Raw genomic sequence first — 21,989 nt, forward strand, 5'->3', positions numbered from 1 at the left:
GCCGGTGTGGGGCGCGTGGCCGGGCGAACCGGCCACGCGGTGGGGCGGGTCAGAAGCGGTACTCGATCGTCCCCTGCACGGTGCGCGGCGCACCGTAGAAGGCCGTCAGCGTGCCTTCGTTGCCCAACGTCGGGAACAGATAGCCCGCCGTCTTGTAGTGCACGTCAGACAGGTTCTTGCCGTGCAGGCCGGCGCGGATCTTGCCGTCGGCGCGCGTCCAGACGATGCTGGCGTCGTACAGCTTGTACGCGTCCTGGTCGATGACGGACGGTGCCTCGAACTGGTACGTCTGGCCGCGGTACGACGCGCTGCCGATCAGCGACAGGCGGCCGTCGTAGCCCGCCAGCGGCATCGGCACCTCGTAGGTGGCGCGCAGGTTCGCCGAGTTGCGCGGCGTGTTCTGGAAGTGGCGCTGGTCGGCCACGTTCACGCCCGCCACGATGTACTCGTTGTACTTGGCGTCGATGTAGCTGTACATGCCGGACAGCGAGAATTCCTTCGTCAGGTGGGCCACGGCCTCGAATTCGAAGCCCTTGATCTTGGCCTTGCCCGCGTTGGTCGTGAGGCCCGCGAAGCTGTCGTCCTTGCCGTCGCCGTTCGTGTCGATGGCCACCGAGCCCGGGATCTGCACGTCCTTGTAGTCGCTGTAGAACACGGCCGTGTTGGTCGTGATGCGGCCGCCGTTGAACGAGGATTTCAGGCCCAGTTCATAGGTGCCAATCGTCTCGGGCTTGTAGCCGGCCCGGGCCTGCGCCTGCGAGATCTTCGTGCCGACCACGTTCGTGCGCGGATCGAAGCCGCCGCCCTTGAAGCCCTTCGAATACGACGCGTACACGTTCTGCGACGGCGTCGCCTTCCAGCTCAGGGCGATGCGCGGCGTGAACTTCTTGTCCTCGCGCGACAGGTCGCGCAGGTCGGTGTCGGTGCGGAACAGCAGTGCGCCCGGGTTGCCCATTTCCGGCGTGCCTTTCAGGCCCAGGTAGATCTGGCGGTAGATGTCGGCGTCGCGCTTGTCCACCGTGTAGCGGCCGCCCAGCGACAGCTGCAGCGCGTCGGTCAGGTTGTAGCTGCCGTCGGCGTATGCGGCCCAGGCCTTCGTGTCGATGCTGCCGCTCGTGAAGGTGCTGGTCGGGACGGCGCCCGCGAGGATCGTGTCGAACTTGTTGTAGGCGTTCGCGTCGATGTAGTAGACGCCGGCCGTGCCCTGGATCTTCGGACCGGTGTAGGTCAGGTTGAACTCCTGGCTGAACTGGCGGTTCGTGTACAGCGCCGGCACTTCCATGTCGATGACGGGCAGCGAATCGAAGTCGATCGGCGCCCACGATTTGTCCTGGCGCTGCGCGGTGATCGACTTGAACGTCAGCTCGGGCGACACGTTCCACTCGACGGTGGCGGCGACGCCGTGCTGGCGCACCGACTGCTTGTGGCCGAGGGCCGTCAGCATCTCCGCATTCGAGTCGTACACGTTGGACAGGATCGGCGCGCCGCTCGTGCGGCCGGCGATGAGGCGGTGGCCGTTCTTCGGATGCGAGTCGTCCTGCGTGATGTCGCCCGCGAGACGGATGAACAGGTCGGGCGTCGGCGTCCATTCGGCCGACAGGCGCGCGGCCTTCAGGTCCTTGTCGTAGTTCGGCGAACCGTCGAACAGGTTCGTGCCGTAGCCGCCGTGCTTGAATCGTGCGACCGTGCCGCCCACGCGCAGCTGCTCGTTGACGGGCGTGCTGGCCGTGATGACCGCGTCGCGTTCCTGGTAGTTGCCCAGGGTGCCGCGCAGGCGCACGTCCGTCCGCGGGGCCAGCTTGCGGGTGACGTACTTGACGGCGCCGCCGATGGTGTTGCGGCCGTACAGCGTGCCCTGCGGGCCGCGCAGCACCTCGATGCGCTCGACGTCGTAGATGTCGGCCACGGCGCCCTGCGGACGGGCGAGATACACGTCGTCCAGGTAGATGCCGACGCCGGATTCGAAGCCGGCCAGCGGGTCGGCCTGGCCCACGCCCCGGATGAACGCGGTGAGGGTCGAGTTGGTGGCGCGCGATGCCTTCAGGGTGGTGTTCGGCAGCGCCGTCGCCAGGGCGACGACGTCCGGGACGGCCTGCTTGGAGAGCTGGTCGGCGCTGAACGCAGTAACGGACACCGGGACATCCTGCAGCGTTTCCTCGCGCCGGCGCGCGGTGACGACGACTTTCTCGATCGTGCCTTCCGGTGCAGTGACGACACTGCCGGCGGCACCGCTGGCGGCACCCGACTCCTGGGCGTGCGCGGCGCCGGCGGCACCGCCGGACAAGACGAGCAGGGCGGCAGCCGAGCGCTGGATCAGCTGCTGTTTTTTCTTGCTAAGACGCATTGAGGTCTCCTGATTTTGTTGTGGTGTCATGCGTTCAGTCTTCGCATGCATCACAGTGTGCCTCGGATGAATTTGGCTGAAAAGACAACGCCGCGCCCACAGGGTGTGCATTTATGCACAACGCCGTGGGACGTCCCGCGAGGGGCGGCGCCAGAGGGCGCGGCGTGTCGCAACGTCCGGAAAGCGGGTTTGCTGTGCATACGCAAGCGCTGTTCCGAAAACGTTGCAGCGGCAATGTGCACTGGTGCACAATATGTCACCTTGATATCAAACAACGGTTCCCGAAAAAGCCGCAGCGAATGGCGATCCCATGCGTGACGGATCGAGGAACGGGGAGACAGACATGCACAGCCTGCCGGAATGGACGGACTTGCGGTTTTTCCTGGAGCTGGCGCGCGCCGGCACCCTGTCCGGGGCGTCGCGCCGCCTGGACGTGGAGCACACGACGGTGGCGCGCCGCATCGACCGCCTCGAGCAGCAGCTGGGCACGACCCTGTTCGACCGGTCGCGCGAAGGCTACGAGCTGACGGAGATGGGCCAGGCCCTGCTGCCGCACGCCGAGGCGATGGAAGGCGCGGCGCTCGCGGCCACCGAGCAGCTGGGCGGCGCGGAGGTGGCGGCGGCCGGCGTCGTGCGGCTGGGCGTGCCGGAGGTGTTCGGCACGCGGGTCGTCGCGCCGTTGCTCGTGAAGCTGTTCGAAGATCACCCCGACCTGTCGATCGACCTGCTGGCGCTGCCGCGCTTCGCCAACCTCGCCAACCGCGAGGCCGACCTCGGCGTCATGCTCGACCCGCCGTCGACGGGGCGCTACATGGTCACGCGGCTCGCCTCCTTCCGATTTTATTTGTACGCGGCGCCGACCTACCTGGCGAAGCACCCGCCGATCCGCACGCACGCGGACCTGGAACGCCACGACTTCGTCGATTATGTGCAGGACCGCCTCGCGAGCCGCGAGCTGTCGTACCTGAACGAGCTCGGATTCACGCCGCGCCGCCGGCTGTGCTGCTCGGGCATGACGGCCCAGATCGAGGCCGCGTCGCTGGGCATGGGCCTCATGATGGCGCCGCCGTACGCCGTGCCGGACGACGGCCGCCTCGTGCCCGTGCTGCCGGGCTTTTATGCCGAGCGCTCGTTCTGGCTCGCGGCGCCGACGGACCTGTACCGGCTGCGCCGCGTGAAAGTCGTGTGGGACCTGCTGCGCGACCTGGCCGACAACAATCCGAAGCTGTGGTGGCATAACGGCGACATGGGGAAGGCGGCATGATCCGTGACTACGTCGAGGCCGACCGCGCCGCCGTCAACGCCGTCGCGCTGGCCGCGTTCGCGCAGTATGCGGGCGATTACGAGGACTGGCCCACGTTCAGCGCGGGCATCGGCCGGATGGCCGACCTGGCCGCGGACGGCGACCTGCTCGTGGCGGAGCGTGGCGGCGTTGTCGCGGGGGCCGTCGTGCACGTGGGGCCGGGACGGCCGCGCGGCGCGATCTATCCGGACGACTGGTCGGTGATCCGCATGCTGGTCGTCGACCCGGCGGCGCGCGGCGGCGGCATCGGCCGCGCGCTCGTCGCGGCCTCGCTCGAACGGGCGCGGCGTGCGGGGGCGCCGGCCGTCGGGTTGCACACGAGTCCCATCATGGCGACCGCGTTGCGGTTGTACGAGTCGATCGGCTTCGTGCGCGAGCACGACCTGCCGCCCAACCGCGGGGTGCCGTATGCGCGCTATACGTTGCCGGCAGCGGGCATTTCCGCCGCGCTGGCACGCCTCTCCGCGCCAGGAACGCCAGTCAGCAGCATTAAGAATGTCGTCCCCGCGCAGGCGCACTAGTGTCCGGAATATTGTTTTCAAAAACCGTCAGAAATAGCATCGTCATTCCCGCGTAAGCGGGAATCCATACTGAGTATGCTAACTACGTTCTTCATTTCCACCTCGTTGGCTACAAAGAGTCGACTTCGAGCAGTCAGCATGGGTTCCCGCTTTCGACGGTAAAAATTATTCCGGACAGCAGTGCGCGCAGGCGGGGGCCCAAGTTGTACGCGCTGCCGAGGTGCAAGCAGAACTTGGATTCCCGCCTGCGCGGGAATGACGGTTCAGGTGTTCGCAGCCTTGACGAGATCCTGGCCCGCAGGGTGCAGCAGCACCGGAATCGACTTCGACGTCGGCGTGCCCGCGCCCACGGCCACGCTGTCCAGCGGGACGAGCGGATTCGTCTCCGGATAGTAGGCGCCGACGCAGCCGCGCGGGATGTCGTATTCGACGAGCAGGAAGCCGTCCGCGCGGCGTTCGATGCCGTCGTTCCACACGCTCGTGATGTCGACCTTGTCGCCCGCCTCCAGTCCCAGCATCGCGAGATCGTCGCGATGGATGAACACGACGCGGCGCATGCCGAACACGCCGCGGTAGCGGTCGTCCAGGCCGTAGATGGTCGTGTTGTACTGGTCGTGCGAGCGGGTCGTCATCATGGTCAACAGGCGCTCGCCGTGGATGGCGCGGGCGCGGTGGATCGCCGTGTCGCGGTCGATCGCGTTGACGACGAACTGCGCCCGCGCACTCGGCGTCGCCCACGTGCGCTCGCGCGACGCCACGCGCAGGTGGAAGCCGCCCGGCCTGGCCACGCGCGCGTTGTAGTCGTAGAAGTCGTCGAACACCTTCTCGATGTCGTCGCGGATCAGCGCATAGTTCGCGGCGCGCGCCAGCCAGTCCACCTTGCCGCTTCCCAGCGTGGCGTGGGCCATGCGCGCGACGATGGCGATTTCGGACAGCAGGTTGGGCGACGCGGGGCGGTTGATGCCGTACGAGATGTGCACCATGCTCATCGAGTCTTCCACCGTCACGCCCTGCGCCACGCCGTCCTGCAGGTCGATCTCCGTGCGGCCCAGCGTGGGCAGGATCAGCGCGTCGCGGCCGTGCACGAGGTGGCTGCGGTTCAGCTTCGTCGACACCTGCACCGTCAGCGCGCACTGGCGCAGGCCGGCCCACGTGAGCGGGGTGTCGGGCGTGGCGGCCGCGAAGTTGCCGCCCAGGCCGACGAACACGTTCACGCGGCCGTCCACCATGCCGCGGATCGTGGCCACGACGTCGAGCCCGTGGTGGCGCGGCGGCGCGAAGTCGAACACCTGGCCCAGGCGGTCGAGGAAGGCGGGCGTGGGGCGTTCCTCGATGCCGACCGTGCGGTCGCCCTGCACGTTCGAGTGGCCGCGCACGGGGCACAGGCCGGCGCCGCGGCGGCCGATCTGCCCGCGCATCATCATCAGGTTCGACAGCATCTGCACGGCCGCCACCGATTGCTTGTGCTGGGTCAGGCCCATGCCCCAGCACGCGATCACGCGGTCGGCGCTCGCGTACAGCCGCGCCAGGCGTTCGATGTCGGCGCGCGGCACGCCCGATTCCACCAGCAGCATGCCCCAGTCCTCGGCGCGCAGGTCGGCCGCGAACGCGGCGAAGCCGGTCGTGTGGGCGTCGATGAATGCCGTGTCGAGCACGCGCGGGGCGCCGCCGGCGAGAGCATCGTCGTCCAGTTCCAGCACGCGCCTGGCCACGGCCTTGATGAGGGCCAGGTCGCCGGACACGCGCGGGCGCACGAACATGGAGCTGATCGGCGTGCTGGCATTGGTGAGCATCTCGGCCGGGCTTTGCGGGTCCTGGAAGCGTTCCAGGCCGCGCTCCTTCAGCGGGTTGATCGACACGATGGCGGCGCCCCGTTTCGCGCATTCGCGCAGGAGGCCCATCATGCGCGGATGGTTCGTGGCCGGGTTCTGGCCGAAGATCAGGATGGCGTCGGCCTCGTCGAAATCGTCCAGCGTGACGGTGCCCTTGCCGATACCCACCGTGCCGGGCAGGCCGCGGCTCGTCGCCTCGTGGCACATGTTGGAACAGTCGGGGAAGTTGTTGGTGCCGACCATGCGCGCGAACAGCTGGTACAGGAACGCGGCTTCGTTGCTGGCGCGGCCGGACGTGTAGAACGCGGCGCGGTCGGGATCGTCCAGTGCGTTCAGGTGGCGTGCGATCAGGGCGAACGCGTCGTCCCACGCGATGGGCATGTATTTGTCGGTGGCGCGGTCGTACACCATCGGGTCCGTCAGGCGGCCGTGCTGTTCCAGTTCGAAGTCGCTTTGCGCCATCAGTTCCGTCACCGTGTGCCGTGCGAAGAACTCGGGCGGCACGCGCTTGCTCGTCGCTTCCGCCGCCACGGCCTTGACGCCGTTCTCGCAGAATTCGAACGTGGACGTATGGACGCGGTCGGGCCACGCGCAGCCGGGGCAGTCGAAGCCGTCCGGCTGGTTCTGCGCGAGCAGCGTCCCGATGCTGTTCCTGCCCACGCGTTCGCGGACCAGGTTCAGCGCCACGTATTTCAGCGCGCCCCAGCCGCCGGCGGGGTTGGGATACGGGGCGATGCGCCCTCCGGTGTCGTTCTCGGCCATGCTTGCCTCTCCATTTGCGATGGCAACAGTGTCATGGATGAGCCTTGCACTGTGCAGATACAGTTGCGCAGCTGCGGAAGGAGTACAGTTGGCCCCCCGCTGCTGCAACTGTACCGCTGCGCTATACTCGTCCGCATGAAGCTCTACGAGTCCCTCGCCGCCGAAGTCGAAGGCCAGGTCGCGCGCGGCGTGCTGCTGGAAGGGGAACGGCTGCCCTCCGTGCGCCAGGCCAGCCAGCGCCGCAAGCTGAGCATCAGCACGGTGCTGCGCGCGTACTCGCTGCTGGAGAGCAGGGGCGTCATCGAGAGCCGGCCGCAATCCGGCTTCTTCGTGCGCGCCCGGCCGCGCGTCTCGCCTCGTGCCGCCGAGCCGGCGCCCGCCCTGACGTTGTCGTCGGAAGTGGACGTGAGCCGGCTCGTGCTGTCCACGTTGCGCACGATCCGCACGCAAGGCGCGGCGCCGCTCGGTTCGCCGTACCCGGATCCGGCCGCCTTCCCGGCGGCGCGCATCAGCCGGTACGCCAACGCGATCGCGCGCAGCCGCCCCGTCAGCGTGCTGGACGACCTGCCGCCGGGGAATCCGCAACTGATCCGCCAGATCGCGCGCCGCTACATGGAACACGGGGTCGCCGTCGATCCGGCCGAGATCATCGTCACCGTCGGCGCCACCGAGGCCATCAACCTGTGCCTGCAGGCCGTCGCCAGGCCGGGCGATACCATCGCCGTCGAGTCGCCGACGTTCTACGCGATGCTGCACGCGATCGAGCGCATGGGCATGCGCGCGCTCGAGGTGCCGACGAACCGGCGCACCGGTATCGATGTCGACGCGCTGCGCACGATCCTGGCCAGCCAGCGCGTGGCCGCGGTGATGGTGATGCCGAACTTCCAGAATCCCCTCGGCTTCCTCATGCCGGACGGGCGCAAGCGCGAACTCGTGGCGCTGCTCGCGGAGCACGGCATCCCCGCGATCGAGAACTGCGTCTACGACGAGCTGTATTACGGCGACAGCCACCCGTGCCCCCTCAAGACATGGGATACGCGCGGCCTCGTGCTGCACTGCGCGTCGTTCTCGAAGAGCCTGACGTCGAACTACCGCATCGGCTGGGCGCTGGCGGGACGCTACGCGGCCCAGGTGGAAAAGCTGAAATTCCTGAATACACTCAGCACGCCGTCGCTGCCGCAGCTGGCGATCGCGGACTACCTGCAGCACGACGGCTTCGACCGCCACCTGCGCCAGGTGCGCAAGGGGTATGCGCAGCGCGCGCGGATGATGGCGGCCGCCGTGCTGCGCTTCTTCCCGGCCGGCACCCGCGTCTCGGAACCGCAGGGCGGCTACGTGCTGTGGGTGGAACTGGCGGGCGGCGTCGATGCGATGCGGCTGTACGCCCGCGCCCTCGAGCACGGGATCACCGTCGGCCCCGGCCACATGTTTTCGGCGCGCGGCAGCTGGACGCACTGCATCCGCCTCAACTACAGCTACCCGTGGACCCAGGCGACCGAGGACGCGCTGCGTACGCTGGGCCGACTCGTCGCGGAGCTCGCATGAACAAGGGCGGTCTCGTCGCGGCCGTCACGATCCTGTACGGAACGGGTTCCGGTCGTTGAGTTCATCGATGTAATCGTCGATGCCGCCGGCCTCCCGTTCCAGGAAGCGCTCGACGGCATCGGCGAACGATGGATGTGCGAGCCAGTGCGCGGACCACGTCCGCGTCGGCAGGAACCCGCGCGCCATCTTGTGCTCGCCCTGCGCGCCGCCTTCGAACACCTGGATGCCCTGTTCGATGCAGAATTCCAGCGGCTGGTAATAGGCCGTCTCGAAGTGCAGGCAGGGCACGTGTTCCAGTGCCCCCCAGTAGCGGCCGTACAAGGTGGTCTTGTCGTGCACGACGAGCGACGCCGCGATCGGGTGGCCGTCCCGCTCCGCGATCACGAGCAGCAGGTTGTCCGGCATCGTCTTGCCGATGCGGCGGAAGAAGTCCAGGTTCAGATAGGGCTTCGAGAAGTGTTCCGAGTAGGTGTTGCGGTAGCAGCGCGCGAAGAAACGCCATTCCTCGTCGGTGATGTCCGGACCGCGCACGCGGCGCAACGTCACGCCCGCCTCGCGCACTTTTCTCCGCTCGGCGCGGATGTTCTTGCGCTTCTTTTGCTCGAGCGTCGCGAGGAACTCGTCGAACGTGGCGTAGCCCGCATTCATCCAGTGGAACTGCACGCCGCTGCGCAGCAGGAAGCCGGCATCGGCGAGCTGCTTCGCCTGCTCGTCCGGCGGGAACAGCACGTGCGTGGACGAGACCTCCGTCGCCTTTTGCGTTTTCACGAGCACGTCGACGAGCGCCGCCCGCGCGTCCGCGTCGCGCGCGAGCAGGCGCGGGCCGCTGACGGGCGTGAACGGGATCGCGGACAGCAGCTTCGGGTAATAGTCGAGCCCATGCTCCTGGTAGGCGTTGGCCCAGGCCCAGTCGAACACGTATTCGCCGTACGAATGGCCTTTCACGTACAGGGGCAGGGCGGCGGCCAGGCGCTCATCCTTGTCATACAGGGCGATGTATTGCGGCTGCCAGCCCGTCTCCGGCGTGGCGCTGCCGGATTCGTGCAGGGCGTGCAGGAAGGCAAAGGACAGGAAGGGGTTCGGGGCCTGCTGCTGGGCCACGAGGGTATCCCAGTCCGCCTGCCCGATCTCGGACAGAGAAGAAACGATATGCGTGCGATAATTCAAGATGACTTCCGTGAGCTGTTGAGACCTATGGATAAGCGATTCTTCAACCTGTACTCCCATGATTTCGCGCGCGTCGCCGTCGCCAGCCCGCGCTGCAAGGTCGCGGACCCCGCATTCAATGCGCAGGAAACGATCCGCCTTGCGCGTGAAGCCGCCGAGCATGGCGCCGTGCTGGCCGCCTTCCCCGAACTGGGGCTGTCGGCCTACACGTGCGACGACCTGTTCCACCAGCGCGCGCTGCTCGACGCCGTGCTGGACGCGCTGGCCGAGGTGGTCGCGGCCTCAAGCACGCTCCCGCTGGCCGTCGTCGTCGGCGCGCCGCTGCGCGTCAACCACGTGCTGTTCAACTGTGCCGTGGTCGTCGCCGGTGGCCGCATCCTGGGTGTGGTCCCGAAAAGCTACCTGCCCAATTATGGCGAATTTTATGAAAGTCGGCAGTTCAGTCCCGCGGACAACGCGGCCGTCGACCGGATCACCTTGCTGGGCCAGGACGTGCCGTTCGGTCCCGAACAGATCTTCGAGCTCGAGAACCAGCCGCTGTTCCGCTTCCACGTCGAGATCTGCGAAGACGTGTGGGTGCCGGTCCCGCCGTCCTCGTACGCCGCGCTGGCCGGTGCGACGGTGCTGGTGAACCTGTCGGCGTCGAACGTCGTCGTCGGGAAGAGCGGCTACCGGCACCAGCTCGTGTCGCAGCAGTCCGCGCGCTGCCTCGCCGCGTACCTGTACACGTCGGCGGGCCGCGGCGAATCGACGACGGACATGGCGTGGGACGGCCAGTCACTGATCTACGAAAAGGGCGACAAGCTGGCCGAGTCCGAGCGCTTCCTGGCCGATTCGCACATCATCTTCGGCGACGTCGACCTGGAACGCCTGTCGGTCGACCGCATGCACACGACGACGTTCGCGCAATCGGTGCGCCGCCACGCGCACGAAGTCGAAAAATTCCGCGTGCAGACCTTCGCCGTGCCGCTGCCGATCGGGAAAGACCTGCCGCTGGCGCGCCTCGTCGAGCGCTTCCCGTACGTGCCGGCCGACGGCCGCCGCCGCGACGAGCGCTGCACGGAGGTCTACAACATCCAGGTGCAGGCGCTCGTGCAGCGGCTGCAGTCGTCCGGGCACCAGAAAGTCGTCATCGGCATCTCCGGCGGCCTCGACTCCACGCACGCGCTGCTCGTCTGCGCCAAGGCGCTGGACAAGCTGGGGCTCTCCCGCACGAACATCCTCGCGTACACGATGCCGGGCTTCGCGACGAGCGAGCGCACGCTGCGCCAGGCGCGCGAACTGATGCGCGTCGTCGGCTGCACGGCGCACGAGATCGACATCCGCCCCAGCTGCATCCAGATGCTGAAGGACCTCGGCCATCCGTATGCGGAAGGCGCCGAGCAGTACGACGTGACGTTCGAGAACGTGCAGGCGGGCGAGCGCACCAGCCACCTGTTCCGCCTCGCGAACCACCACCACGCGATCGTGATCGGCACGGGCGATTTGTCCGAACTGGCGCTGGGCTGGTGCACGTATGGCGTGGGCGACCACATGTCGCACTACAACGTCAACGCGAGCGTGCCGAAGACGCTCATTTCCCACCTCGTGCGCTGGGTCGCGGACACGAAGCAGATCGGCGACACGGGCTCCGACGTCCTGATCAACGTGCTGGAGACGGAGATCTCGCCGGAGCTGGTCCCGGGCAAGGTGGGGGAGGCGAACAAGCCGGCGCAGGTGACGGAAGATTTCATCGGGCCGTACGAGCTGCAGGACTTCAACCTGTACTACACCTTGCGCTACGGTTTCGGCCCGGCGAAGGTCGCGTTCCTCTCGTGGAGCGCGTGGCAGGATAGCGCGGCGGGGCCGTGGCCGGAGGGCGGCAGCCCGGCGCGCAACCAGTACGACCTCGCGGCGATCAAGAAAAACCTCGGCATCTTCCTGTGGCGCTTCTTCAAGACGAGCCAGTTCAAGCGCTCGTGCGTGCCGAACGGGCCGAAGGTCGGCAACGGCGGCTCGCTGTCCCCGCGCGGCGACTGGCGCGCGCCGAGCGACTCGGAAGCGACCGTGTGGATGGACCAGCTGGCGAGGATTCCGGACTGACGGGCGCCATGCGATAATCCCGGGAAATTCTTAGGAGATGAAGATGAAACAGATTACCTGCGTGATCAAGCCGTTCAAACTGGACGAAGTGCGCGAAGCGCTGGCCGAAGTGAACGTCACCGGCCTGACCGTCACGGAAGTGAAGGGCTTCGGCCGCCAGAAGGGCCACACGGAACTGTACCGCGGCGCCGAATACGTGGTCGATTTCCTGCCCAAGGTGAAGATCGAAGTGGTGGTCGACGATGCGCTGACCGAGCAGGTCGTGGATGCGATCATCAAGGCGGCGCGGACCGGCAAGATCGGCGACGGCAAGATCTTCGTGCAGGAAGTGGAGCAGGTGATTCGTATCCGTACGGGCGAGACGGGACCGGACGCCGTATAACGTCGTCCCCGCGAAGGCGGGGACCCATACTGAAGCTCCGGCAATCGATGCAGTCATGCAGCGTTGGCCGTATTCTGAGGCTCCGCATGGATTCCCGCCTGCGCGGGAATGACGCACTAGCGCCCCACCCGCACATCGAACCTCCACGCCACCAGCCGGAACACGACGATGAACATCGCGCTGGACCACAGCGCGAAATCGTGCGGAAAGCCGTTCATCCCCAGCAGCAGGAACATCCAGTTGCCGAGGAACGCGCAGATCGCGTAGGGCTTGCCGTCCCTGAACACCATCGGCACTTCGTTGCAGACGATGTCGCGCATCACGCCGCCGAAGATCCCCGTGATCACGCCCATCATCGAGGCGATGAACAGCGGCATGTGCGCGTCCAGCGCGGACGACACGCCCGCCACCGAAAACAGCCCCAGGCCGACCGCGTCGGCGATGACGATCAGCCGTTCCGACACGATCTGGCGCAGCGTGCGGATCAGCGGCGTCGCGACGAGGGCCAGCACGAAGATCAGGATCGCGTACTCCTGGTGGATCACCCAGAACAGCGGCCGTTTATCGAGCAGGATGTCGCGCAGGGTGCCGCCGCCGAATGCGGCGATGAAGGCCACCGTGAACACCCCCACCACGTCCATGCGCTTTCTCCGCGCCTCGATGAATCCCGAGAACGCGCCCACCAGGATCGCAACGATTTCAATGACGGTGATGAGGTGCATGCGGGGGGCGATCGTCTCCATGTTGCTAGACTAGCATGCCGGCCCCGGCGGTGTCAGTGTGCGTTCGGTGCCAGCGGCAGGCGGACGGCGAAGATCACCTTGCCATTCTCGTGCCGATAGTCGATCTCGCCCTCGTGTTCGCGCACGATCTGCTGGGCGATGTACAGGCCGAGCCCCATGCCGGTACGGTTGCGCGGATTGTTCAGCGAGCTGCGCTTGAACGGGTTGAACAGCGCGGCCTCGTTCTCCGCCGGGATCGGCGCGCCCGCGTTCGCGATTTCCAGCACAGCAAGGCCAAGACCGGGACCGTCCCGCGGCACGAGGCGGATGGTGATCGGCTGGTTCGGCTCGCCGTGGTGGCGGGCGTTGGACAGCAGGTTCGACACCACCTGGCCGAGCCGGCCGCCATCCGCCAGCACGAACGCCGGCCCGACGGTGTGCAAATCGTAGACGATGGTCGGATAGGCGAGGCGCGCTTCCTCGACCATGTCCTCGAGGAGGGCCGCGAGGTCGACGGGCTGGAGGTCGATGCCGAGCGAGAGGCCGCGGTCGATGCGGCTCATGTCCAGCACCTGGCCGATCATGCGCTGCATGCGGTTGCTGGACGACTGGATGCGCTTGCCCAGGGTGCCCTTGTTGCCGACGCCATCCGTGCGCTCGAGGACCATGCCGGCCATGTTGATCGAGTTGAGCGGGTCGCGCAGGTCGTGGCCCAGCATGGCGAGCAGTTGCGCGCGCGTGGATTCCGTCTGGGCGCGGCGCGCGTTCGACACGCGCGCCAGTTCGCCCAGCATCATGCGCGCATGCGTGAGGATGCCGTCTTCCCACGGGTGGGCGAGGCCGCGCACCGTCTCGTGCCAGGCTTCGAACGAACCGCGCGGCGTCAGGCGCTCGCCCAGCGGGCCGGCCTGGGTCTTGTCCGGCTTGCCGCCCCAGGCCACTTCCTCGATCTGTTCCGTGCGCAGCAGCACGCACCAGCCGCCGCTGGGCGGGTCGAAGGGCAGGCCCAGCATGCCGACCCATTTGCCGAGCCGGGCCTGGATCGCGTCCGGCCACTCCTTCACGGATGTCCGGGTGACGATGTCGTGCGGCTCGGCCGGCAGCGACGCGACGATGGCGTCGCCCAGCGCCTGGTCGACGCCGCGGCACACGACGCGCCCGTACTGGCTCACGACGAGCGCCTGCGCATGCGTGGATTCCAGCAGGCCGTCGCCATGCTCGACGAGGGCTTCGAGCGGGTCGTCTTCCAGCAGCAGCGATTCGACGAGGCTGGTGCGCACCTTGGCCGCGTGCTCGACCAGTTCCGCGTCCTCGCGCGCCTCGATGCCCTGCACGGTGGAGGCGATCACCTGCGCGAGCACGTCGGCCGCCATCCGGACGGAATAGGGCACGCGCTTCGGCGCCATGTGGTGGCACGCGATCAGGCCCCACAGGCGGCCATGAACGACGATCGACACGCTCATCGACGCGCCCACGCCCATGTTCTGCAGATACTCCACGTGGACCGGCGACACGCTGCGCAGCACGGCGAAGCTCAGGTCGAGCGGCGCGCTGCCTTCCGCGCCTAGCAGCGGCACGGCGTGGTAGCCGACGTCGGCGATCATGCGCAGGGTGTTCAGCACGTATAAACGGCGCGCCTGCGGCGGGATGTCGCCGGCCGGGTAGCGCTGGCCGAGGTAGGGCACGAGGTCGTCGCGGCGTGCCTCGGCCACCACATCGCCCGAATCGTCGCTGCGGAAGCGGTAGGCCATCACGCGGTCGAAGCCCGTGAATTCGCGGATCTGGCGCACGGTGGCCTCCAGCAGGCCGTCGATGCTGCGCTGGCGGCGCAGGCGGTCGATCGACGAGTGCGCCTTGATCGCGAACTGGGCCACTTCCTCCATGCTGGCCTCGCGCGTCTCGAATTCGACGAGCACGCGGTGCATGTGCCCATGCACGACGCAGTCGTATTCGCGTCCGCCGATGGACAGGGCCGCCACCGTGGCCGGCGCGTCGCCGTCCTCCATCGTGGCCAGGCATTCCTGGATGAGTTCAGTCACCGCCTCCGGCAGCCCGAGCGTGCCGAAGGGTTGTCCCAGCGCGGGCTCGTTGTCCATGACGGTGGCGATGTTGGTGCTCCAGCCTTCGACGAGCCCGGCGTCCGACAGGGAGAGCAGGGCGCCATGCGGCTGGATGAAGCCGGGGATATGGATCGGTTCGTCCGCACAGTTCTGCAGGTCGACCCGCTGGGGCGCTGCCATCGGCACCGGGCTACTGGACTTCACTCGCTCATCCTTATGCTGGCAGCACCACCTCGGCACTACGTCATAGGCATCTTACCCGTTTCGTCAATTCGGTGCGTATTTTTGACAATAAAACATGCCAATATGGCCATGTTTTAACGGATTTATTCTACGACTTGACAGTGGGAAAGAGTGCTCAATCCAGCAATGCGGGGCGCAGGAGGACGATCAATGCGCCGTTGCCCCCGTCGGCCCGGTTCGCGACGCAGAACGCGACCACGTCGCCCGTCTGCACGAGCCAGCTGTGGACCATGCCGCGCAGGACCGGTTCGCCGCCGGCCGAGCCATAGCCCACGCCATGGATGATGCGCACGCAGCGGATGCCGCGCTTGCTGGATTTGCGGAGATAGGCGTCGACGTGGCGCCGCGCCAGGTCGCGCGTGAGGCCGTGCAGGTCCAGCTCGTCCTCGACGGGCCAGTGGCGCTTGCGCAGCTTTTTGACGACGTCCGGGCCGACGCCGGGCGCCGACCAGCTGAGGGACGGGTCTTCGTCGAGCAGGCCGTCCACGTCGAACTGGTCGGACAGCATCGACTCGCGCAGCACGGCGGCCGTTTCTTCTTCCAGTGTGCGGGGACGCGTGGGCAGCGGCTGGCCGCGGGTTTCGAATTCGTGCATCGGCCGCCATACGTAGCGGTCCGATTCGGGCATCTTGACGACGTCCGTGACGGCCGAGCGGAATTCGACGGCGCGCTCGCGCGCGATGCGCTCGCGCTTTTCCCGCTCGGCCTTTTCGATGGCGCGCAGCCTTTCGTCTTCCTTGAGCTTGTCGCGCAGGGATTTCAGTTCAGAGAATTGTTTCATGATTGCTAACGCAATTCAATTCGCCGGCTTGCCCCCGGCAAGCTGGCGTGCCCGCCATCGAACCGCCTTTCAATTACTCCATGGCTTCCAGGTAACGCTGGGCATCCAGCGCGGCCATGCAGCCCGATCCGGACGACGTGATCGCCTGGCGGTACACGTGGTCCTGCACGTCGCCGGCCGCGAACACGCCCGGGACGTTGGTCGCGGTGGCCATGCCTTCGCTGCCGCCGCGGGTCTTGATGTAGCCGTTGTGCATGTCGATCTGGCCTTCGAAGATGCCCGTGTTCGGCTTGTGGCCGATCGCCACGAACAGGCCGTGCACCTTGAGCTCCTTGGTCGAACCGCCGTCCGTCGACTTCAGCTGCAGGCCGGTCACGCCGCTCTGGTCGCCCTTGACCTCGTCCAGCGTCTGGTTCAGTTCCAGCGCGATCTTGCCTTCTGCGACCTTGGCCATCAGGCGGTCGACGAGGATCGGTTCGGCGCGGAACTTGTCGCGGCGGTGGATCAGCGTGACCTTCGTCGCGATGTTCGACAGGTACAGCGCTTCCTCGACCGCGGTGTTGCCGCCGCCGATCACCGCGACTTCCTGGTTGCGGTAGAAGAAGCCGTCGCACGTGGCGCAGGCGGACACGCCTTTGCCCATGAATTCCTGTTCGCTGGGCAGGCCGAGGTATTGCGCGGAGGCGCCGGTCGCGATGATCAGCGCGTCGCACGTGAACTCGTGCGAGTCGCCCACCAGGCGGATCGGCTTCTCGTTCAGGTACGTCGTGTGGATGTGGTCGAACACGATCTCGGTATTGAAGCGCTCCGCGTGCTGCAGCAGGCGCTGCATCAGTTCCGGACCTTGCACGCCCAGCGGGTCGCCCGGCCAGTTCTCGACGTCGGTCGTCGTCATCAGTTGACCACCCTGCTCGACACCGGTCACCAGCATCGGACTGAGATTGGCGCGCGCGGCGTACACGGCAGCGCTGTAACCGGCGGGGCCGGAACCGAGGATCAGGACTTTGGCATGTTTGCGAGTGGTCATGTGTGAACTTCTTCTATTGGATGATGCCCGGAAAGTGGGGCCGGGCAGTGCGGGAATCAAGAGGCGTTGAACCCGCGATTATAGTCGATGATGCAAACAAGCATGAATCGTGGGGCCAACGCGGCGCTATATCGCTTAGAATGTTCATCTTTGGGGAATTGTTACCCGGCAGTACCGTTTCACACCGCAATGAGCAAGAATAGTCCATCGACGAGCACGACCTATACTCACAAGCCGCGACCGCCGCGCCAGCCGCTGCCGAACCGGCTCGTGCGCCTGTTGTCGGAGGCGCGCTGGCTGGCCACGGCCGTCGCGCTGTTGTATTTCGTCCTCATTTTGCTCAGCTATAACAAGGCCGATCCGGGCTGGTCGCATGAGAACGCCGTCGCCCACGTCGCCAACCTGGGCGGCCGTGCCGGCGCCTGGCTGGCCGATTTATTGTTGTTCATTTTCGGCTTTTCCGCCTGGTGGTTGTGTGTCTGCTTTACGCGCGCCGTCTGGAAGGGCTATCGGCGATTACATACCAGGTTCATCGTCCAGGAAGCGGAACAGGAGCCCGAGCACCAGGGCGAAACCTTGATCCGGTGGATCGGTTTCGTGCTGATGTTCGCCGGCAGCGTGGGATTGGAATACCTGCGCATGTGGTCCCTGAAAGTCGAGCTGCCGCGCGCGGCCGGCGGCGTGCTGGGCCAGCTGATCGGCCATTCCGCCCACACCGCATTCGGTTTCACGGGCGCGACCTTGCTCCTGCTGCTGCTGTTCGGCCTCGGCTTTTCCTGGTATTTCCAGGTGTCGTGGCTGGCGGTGGCCGAGCGCATCGGCGAATCCGTCGAGACGACGTGGGACTGGTTCCGCCTGCGCTACGAAGACCGCGAAGACCGCCGCTATGGCGAAGTGGCCGCGAACAAGCGCGATGAAGTCGTCGTGCACGAGCGCGCCAAGTACGTGGAAAAACATGCCGGTTCGCCGGTCCGCATCGAGACGCCGCGCGACGACGAGTTCGACGAGGCGCACGAAGACGTGCCGCCGGCGCCGGGCTTCCTCGCCAAGATGAAGGCGAAGGTGAAGGCGCGCGGAGAGGCGAAGCTGGCCCGCGCCCGGGCCGAGCCGCAGATCGACGATGCAGCGGCCCCTGCGGCACCGTCCGCGTGGGAGCCATCGCTCGACGAGCCGGACGAGGCCCCGCGCGCACCCGCGCCGGCGCCCGTGAAAGCGCCGCTGCCGCCGGCCTCCGCGCCGAATCCGTCGCCCATCAAGATCGAGCCGGCGATGACGACCGTGCCGCGTTCCGAGCGCGCCGAAAAGGAACGCCAGTCGCACCTGTTCGAAGTCCACGGCGACAGCACGCTGCCGCCGCTGGCGCTGCTGGACGAGGCGCCGCCCGTCCAGGAATCCGTTGCCATCGATACGCTGGAGTTCACGAGCCGCCTGATCGAGAAGAAGCTGTCCGACTTCGGCGTCGAGGCGAAGGTCGTGGCCGCATATCCGGGCCCGGTCGTCACGCGCTACGAGATCGAGCCCGCGACGGGCGTGAAGGGTAGCCAGATCGTCAACCTGGCGCGCGACCTGGCGCGTTCGCTGTCGCTGACGTCGATCCGCGTCGTCGAGACGATCCCCGGCAAGAACTACATGGCGCTCGAGCTGCCGAATCCGAAGCGCCAGATCGTGCGCCTGACGGAAATCCTTGGCTCGAAAGTGTATGGCGACAGCGCGTCGAGCCTCACGGTCGCGCTGGGCAAGGACATTGCCGGCAAGCCGGTCGTCGCCGACCTCGCGAAGATGCCGCACCTGCTGGTGGCGGGTACGACGGGTTCCGGTAAATCCGTCGGCATCAACGCGACGATCCTGTCGCTGCTCTATAAAGCCGATCCTGCCGACGTGCGCCTGATCCTGATCGACCCGAAGATGCTGGAGATGTCGGTGTACGAAGGCATTCCGCACCTGCTGGCGCCGGTCGTCACGGACATGCGCCAGGCCGGCCACGCGCTGAACTGGGCCGTGAACGAGATGGAGCGGCGGTATAAACTGATGTCGAAGCTGGGGGTGCGTAACCTGGCCGGCTACAACAGCAAGATCGCGGAAGCGGCCAAGCGCGAGGAACACATCCCGAACCCGTTCTCGCTGACGCCCGACGCCCCGGAGCCGCTCGACAAGCTGCCGACGATCGTCATCATCATCGACGAGCTGGCCGACCTGATGATGGTGGTCGGCAAGAAGGTCGAGGAACTGATCGCCCGTATCGCCCAGAAGGCGCGCGCGGCCGGCATCCACCTGATCCTCGCGACGCAACGCCCGTCCGTGGACGTCATCACGGGCCTGATCAAGGCGAACATCCCGACGCGTATCGCGTTCCAGGTGTCGTCCAAGATCGACTCGCGCACCATCCTCGACCAGATGGGCGCGGAGACGCTGCTGGGCATGGGCGACATGCTGTACATGCCGCCGGGCACGGGCCTGCCGATCCGCGTGCACGGCGCCTTTGTCTCGGACGACGAAGTGCATCGAGTTGTAAAACATCTCCAGTCCACGGGCGAACCGAATTACATTGAGGGCATCCTCGAAGGCGGCGTGGCTGAGGATGGCGGCGGCGCCGACGGCGTGCCGGCCGGCGAAGGCGGCGGCGAGTCCGACGCGATGTACGACCAGGCCGTGGCCGTGGTGCTGAAGAACCGCCGGGCGTCGATCTCGCTGGTGCAGCGCCACCTGCGCATCGGCTACAACCGCGCCGCGCGCCTGCTCGAGCAGATGGAGCAAAGCGGCATCGTGTCGCCGATGCAATCGAACGGCAACCGGGACATCCTGGTGCCGGCAACGAACGCGGAATGAGAATGCTGAAAACTACACTGATTGCTACGACCTTTTTGATCGCGGGCGCGGCCCACGCCACTGCCCTGGACCAGTTCAAATCCTTCGTCGCCGGCACCAGGTCCGCCCGCGGCGAATTCACGCAGACGCAGGTCCTGAAGACCAGGACGGGCAAGGTCTCGAGCGGCACCTTCGTGTTCGCGCGCCCCGGCAAATTCATCTGGACGTACCAGAAGCCGTACGAGCAACTGCTGCAGGCCGACGGCGAGACCCTGTACCTGTACGACAAGGACCTGAACCAGGTCACGACGCGCAAGCTGGGCGGCGCGCTGGGCAGCTCGCCGGCCGCGATCCTGTTCGGCAGCAACGACCTGGAAAAGAATTTCACGCTGGCCGAAGCGGGCACGCACGACGGCCTGGAATGGCTGAACGCGACGCCGAAGTCGAAGGACACGACGTTCGAACAGATCGGCATCGGCCTCAAGGACGGCTTCCCGCAGGCGATGGAGTTGAAGGACAACTTCGGCCAGACGGTGATGCTGAAATTCACGAACGTCCAGCGCAACCCGGCGCTCGGCGCGCAGACGTTCGAGTTCGACGTGCCGAAAGGCGCGGAGGTCGTTAATCAATAGACCCCTTGCAGTAAGCCGCTTGCGCTTTCGACGCGCCGGCCATACATAGGCAAGATGAACAAGAACAACGCAGCCCATGGATGACCTTTTCAAGACCGAACCCGCCGCCCCGCTGGCGGAAAGCCTGCGCCCGAAGACGATCGCCGAGGTGATCGGCCAGAGCCATTTGCTGGGCGAGGGCAAGCCATTGAATCTCGTGTTCAAATCGGGGCGTCCGCATTCGATGATCCTGTGGGGCCCGCCGGGCGTCGGCAAGACCACGCTGGCGCGCCTCACGGCGAACGCGTTCGACTGCGAATTCATCGCGCTGTCCGCAGTGCTGTCGGGCGTGAAGGACATCCGCGCCGCCATCGAACAGGCCGAGCACTACCTGGCGTCCGGGCACCACACGATCCTGTTCATCGACGAGATCCACCGCTTCAACAAGTCGCAGCAGGACGCGCTGCTGCCGTTCGTCGAATCCGGCCTCGTCACGCTGATCGGCGCGACGACGGAAAACCCGTCGTTCGAAGTCAACTCGGCACTGCTGTCGCGCTCGCAGGTGTACGTGCTGAAGGCGCTGAACGACGACGAGATGCGCCAGTTGCTGGAACGCGCGCGCCAACAGGGCGGCCTGGCGCACCTGCAGTTCGACGATGTCGCCGTCCAGACGCTGATCGGCTACGCGGACGGTGACGCCCGCCGCTTCCTGAACCTGCTGGAGCAGACGAAGACGTCGGCCGACACGGCGCAGACGGCGCACATCACGCGCGAATTCGTCGAGAACGCGCTCACCTTGAACGCGCGCCGCTTCGACAAGGGCGGCGACAATTTCTACGACCAGATCTCGGCCCTGCACAAGTCCGTGCGCGGTTCGCATCCGGACGCCGCGCTGTACTGGCTGTGCCGCATGCTGGACGGCGGCGCCGATCCGAAATACCTGGGACGGCGCATCGTCCGCATGGCCTGGGAAGACATCGGCATCGCCGACCCGCGCGCGATCCAGCTCGCCAACGATGCGGTCGAGACGTTCGAGCGCCTCGGGTCGCCGGAGGGCGAGCTCGCGCTGGGCCAGGCCGTCATCTACCTCGCCATCGCCGCCAAGAGCAATGCCGGCTACAACGCGTTCAATGCGGCGATGGCGTTCGTGCGGAAAGATAAATCGCGCGAGGTCCCGGTCCATTTGCGCAATGCGCCGACCAAGCTCATGAAGGAACTTGGCTACGGCCACGACTACCGCTACGCCCACGACGAACCGCATGCGTATGCGGCCGGCGAGACCTATTTGCCGGATGGCATGCCGGAGCCGGGCTGGTACCAGCCGGTGCCGCGCGGGATCGAGGCGAAGATCGCGGAAAAGCTGGCCTGGCTGCGCAGCCTGGACGACGACGCCCGCGCCGGCTGATTACAACCCGCGCCGCGGCGGGCTGCCCGTGCCGCCATCGTCGCGCGCGCCGCGCCGGCGCAGCACCGTCAACTGGCCGTCCGGCTCCAGCCAGGCGCGCCGGACCTGGGCGATGTCCTCGACTTCGTGCTCGTGCAGCATCGCCCGCAATTCCTCATCGCTGATCAGCTCGCCGCGCAGCGCGGCATCCTGTTTCACCCCGTCCTTAATGATGCGGATCGGCGGCGCCAGTGCGAAACGGCGGAACCGGGGAAAGCGGAAACTCAGCCAGTTCAGCCCATAGCTCCAGCCGATGATGGTGCCGGATCGACCAAAAGATCGGCGCGCGGATGAGGACATGCGCCGCCTACGACTTGGTACAATTGCGGTTTCGATATCCCACCCTGCGACAATCCCG

15 protein-coding genes and 1 pseudogene are annotated in these 21,989 nt (G+C 66.7%); 8 read left to right on the forward strand and 8 right to left on the reverse strand.

Features of this window, described 5'->3' with window-relative positions; all coding sequences use genetic code 11:
- Positions 1-49: 49 nt before the first annotated feature.
- Positions 50-2,344 carry a TonB-dependent receptor gene (locus tag ASD28_RS12370; RefSeq protein WP_056127711.1) on the reverse strand — a complete coding sequence of 765 codons (2,295 nt, stop codon included), beginning with the start codon at positions 2,342-2,344 and terminating at the stop codon, positions 50-52.
- Between the two features lie 343 nt (positions 2,345-2,687).
- Between ASD28_RS12370 and ASD28_RS12375 the strand changes: the two genes are divergently transcribed.
- Entirely contained in the window at positions 2,688-3,608 is a 921-nt protein-coding gene (locus ASD28_RS12375) for a LysR family transcriptional regulator (RefSeq protein WP_056127713.1), read from the forward strand.
- The gene (locus ASD28_RS12380) at positions 3,605-4,168 is read left to right on the forward strand and encodes an N-acetyltransferase (protein ID WP_056127716.1); all 564 of its coding nucleotides are present in this window, start codon (positions 3,605-3,607) and stop codon (positions 4,166-4,168) included. The genes ASD28_RS12375 and ASD28_RS12380 overlap by 4 nt, the downstream gene beginning before the upstream one ends.
- A 263-nt stretch (positions 4,169-4,431) precedes the next feature.
- Here ASD28_RS12380 and ASD28_RS12385 read toward each other — a convergent pair whose 3' ends face one another.
- Positions 4,432-6,762: an FdhF/YdeP family oxidoreductase gene (locus tag ASD28_RS12385; RefSeq protein ID WP_056127718.1), complete on the reverse strand. Its 2,331-nt coding sequence runs from the start codon at positions 6,760-6,762 to the stop codon at positions 4,432-4,434.
- A gap of 135 nt (positions 6,763-6,897) precedes the next feature.
- On the opposite strand from ASD28_RS12385, the gene ASD28_RS12390 reads away from it, so the two are divergent.
- Positions 6,898-8,307, forward strand: a complete 1,410-nt coding sequence (locus tag ASD28_RS12390; protein WP_056127721.1) for a PLP-dependent aminotransferase family protein — start codon at positions 6,898-6,900, stop codon at positions 8,305-8,307.
- 24 nt (positions 8,308-8,331) lie between these two features.
- On the opposite strand, the gene ASD28_RS12395 is transcribed toward ASD28_RS12390, so the two are convergent.
- Positions 8,332-9,474, reverse strand: coding sequence for a GNAT family N-acetyltransferase (locus ASD28_RS12395; RefSeq protein ID WP_056127723.1), 1,143 nt, complete (start codon positions 9,472-9,474; stop codon positions 8,332-8,334).
- Positions 9,475-9,501: 27 nt separating this feature from the next.
- Here ASD28_RS12395 and ASD28_RS12400 point away from each other — a divergent pair, with 27 nt between their 5' ends.
- Positions 9,502-11,556, forward strand: a complete 2,055-nt coding sequence (locus tag ASD28_RS12400; RefSeq protein WP_056127725.1) for an NAD(+) synthase — start codon at positions 9,502-9,504, stop codon at positions 11,554-11,556.
- A 43-nt stretch (positions 11,557-11,599) separates the two neighbouring features.
- Complete coding sequence (locus ASD28_RS12405) at positions 11,600-11,938, forward strand: P-II family nitrogen regulator (protein WP_036236923.1); 339 nt, start codon at positions 11,600-11,602, stop codon at positions 11,936-11,938.
- A gap of 116 nt (positions 11,939-12,054) precedes the next feature.
- Here the strand turns inward: ASD28_RS12405 and ASD28_RS12410 are convergent, their stop codons facing one another.
- The 4 genes from ASD28_RS12410 to trxB all read right to left on the reverse strand — a co-directional run bounded on the left by ASD28_RS12410 (position 12,055) and on the right by trxB (position 16,771).
- On the reverse strand, positions 12,055-12,660 hold the full coding sequence (locus ASD28_RS12410) for a trimeric intracellular cation channel family protein (RefSeq protein WP_056127730.1): 606 nt from the start codon (positions 12,658-12,660) through the stop codon (positions 12,055-12,057).
- Positions 12,661-12,713: 53 nt separating this feature from the next.
- On the reverse strand, positions 12,714-14,900 hold the full coding sequence (locus tag ASD28_RS12415; RefSeq protein WP_056127733.1) for an ATP-binding protein: 2,187 nt from the start codon (positions 14,898-14,900) through the stop codon (positions 12,714-12,716).
- A gap of 178 nt (positions 14,901-15,078) precedes the next feature.
- The gene (locus tag ASD28_RS12420) at positions 15,079-15,744 is read right to left on the reverse strand and encodes a Smr/MutS family protein (RefSeq protein ID WP_056127737.1); all 666 of its coding nucleotides are present in this window, start codon (positions 15,742-15,744) and stop codon (positions 15,079-15,081) included.
- 73 nt (positions 15,745-15,817) lie between these two features.
- On the reverse strand, positions 15,818-16,771 hold the full coding sequence (trxB, locus tag ASD28_RS12425; protein ID WP_056127740.1) for a thioredoxin-disulfide reductase: 954 nt from the start codon (positions 16,769-16,771) through the stop codon (positions 15,818-15,820).
- A 240-nt stretch (positions 16,772-17,011) separates the two neighbouring features.
- Here trxB and ASD28_RS33330 point away from each other — a divergent pair.
- From ASD28_RS33330 to ASD28_RS12440, 3 genes and pseudogenes are all read left to right on the forward strand, one after another.
- Positions 17,012-19,597 (forward strand): annotated as a pseudogene (locus ASD28_RS33330) (DNA translocase FtsK); the annotation flags it as partial.
- 2 nt (positions 19,598-19,599) lie between these two features.
- On the forward strand, positions 19,600-20,208 hold the full coding sequence (gene lolA, locus ASD28_RS12435; RefSeq protein WP_373994858.1) for an outer membrane lipoprotein chaperone LolA: 609 nt from the start codon (positions 19,600-19,602) through the stop codon (positions 20,206-20,208).
- Between the two features lie 76 nt (positions 20,209-20,284).
- On the forward strand, positions 20,285-21,592 hold the full coding sequence (locus ASD28_RS12440) for a replication-associated recombination protein A (RefSeq protein ID WP_056127748.1): 1,308 nt from the start codon (positions 20,285-20,287) through the stop codon (positions 21,590-21,592).
- On the opposite strand, the gene ASD28_RS12445 is transcribed toward ASD28_RS12440, so the two are convergent.
- Positions 21,593-21,931: a YetF domain-containing protein gene (locus ASD28_RS12445; protein ID WP_056127751.1), complete on the reverse strand. Its 339-nt coding sequence runs from the start codon at positions 21,929-21,931 to the stop codon at positions 21,593-21,595.
- Positions 21,932-21,989: the final 58 nt, after the last annotated feature.

Origin of the sequence: Massilia sp. Root133 (assembly GCF_001426525.1) — a bacterium.
Lineage (GTDB): Bacteria > Pseudomonadota > Gammaproteobacteria > Burkholderiales > Burkholderiaceae_D > Telluria > Telluria orientalis.

What these genes read in the sequence shown, in the direction of transcription:
- ASD28_RS12410 (WP_056127730.1), bottom strand. Translation starts at nt 12,660, where the DNA reads ATGCACCTCATCACCGTCATTGAAATCGTTGCGATCCTGGTGGGCGCG.
- ASD28_RS12400 (WP_056127725.1), top strand. Translation starts at nt 9,502, where the DNA reads ATGGATAAGCGATTCTTCAACCTGTACTCCCATGATTTCGCGCGCGTC.
- ASD28_RS12375 (WP_056127713.1), top strand. Translation starts at nt 2,688, where the DNA reads ATGCACAGCCTGCCGGAATGGACGGACTTGCGGTTTTTCCTGGAGCTG.
- trxB (WP_056127740.1), bottom strand. Translation starts at nt 16,771, where the DNA reads ATGACCACTCGCAAACATGCCAAAGTCCTGATCCTCGGTTCCGGCCCC.
- ASD28_RS12415 (WP_056127733.1), bottom strand. Translation starts at nt 14,900, where the DNA reads ATGGCAGCGCCCCAGCGGGTCGACCTGCAGAACTGTGCGGACGAACCG.
- ASD28_RS12440 (WP_056127748.1), top strand. Translation starts at nt 20,285, where the DNA reads ATGGATGACCTTTTCAAGACCGAACCCGCCGCCCCGCTGGCGGAAAGC.
- ASD28_RS12390 (WP_056127721.1), top strand. Translation starts at nt 6,898, where the DNA reads ATGAAGCTCTACGAGTCCCTCGCCGCCGAAGTCGAAGGCCAGGTCGCG.
- ASD28_RS12445 (WP_056127751.1), bottom strand. Translation starts at nt 21,931, where the DNA reads ATGTCCTCATCCGCGCGCCGATCTTTTGGTCGATCCGGCACCATCATC.
- ASD28_RS12380 (WP_056127716.1), top strand. Translation starts at nt 3,605, where the DNA reads ATGATCCGTGACTACGTCGAGGCCGACCGCGCCGCCGTCAACGCCGTC.
- ASD28_RS12420 (WP_056127737.1), bottom strand. Translation starts at nt 15,744, where the DNA reads ATGAAACAATTCTCTGAACTGAAATCCCTGCGCGACAAGCTCAAGGAA.
- ASD28_RS12385 (WP_056127718.1), bottom strand. Translation starts at nt 6,762, where the DNA reads ATGGCCGAGAACGACACCGGAGGGCGCATCGCCCCGTATCCCAACCCC.
- ASD28_RS12405 (WP_036236923.1), top strand. Translation starts at nt 11,600, where the DNA reads ATGAAACAGATTACCTGCGTGATCAAGCCGTTCAAACTGGACGAAGTG.
- ASD28_RS12370 (WP_056127711.1), bottom strand. Translation starts at nt 2,344, where the DNA reads ATGCGTCTTAGCAAGAAAAAACAGCAGCTGATCCAGCGCTCGGCTGCC.
- lolA (WP_373994858.1), top strand. Translation starts at nt 19,600, where the DNA reads ATGCTGAAAACTACACTGATTGCTACGACCTTTTTGATCGCGGGCGCG.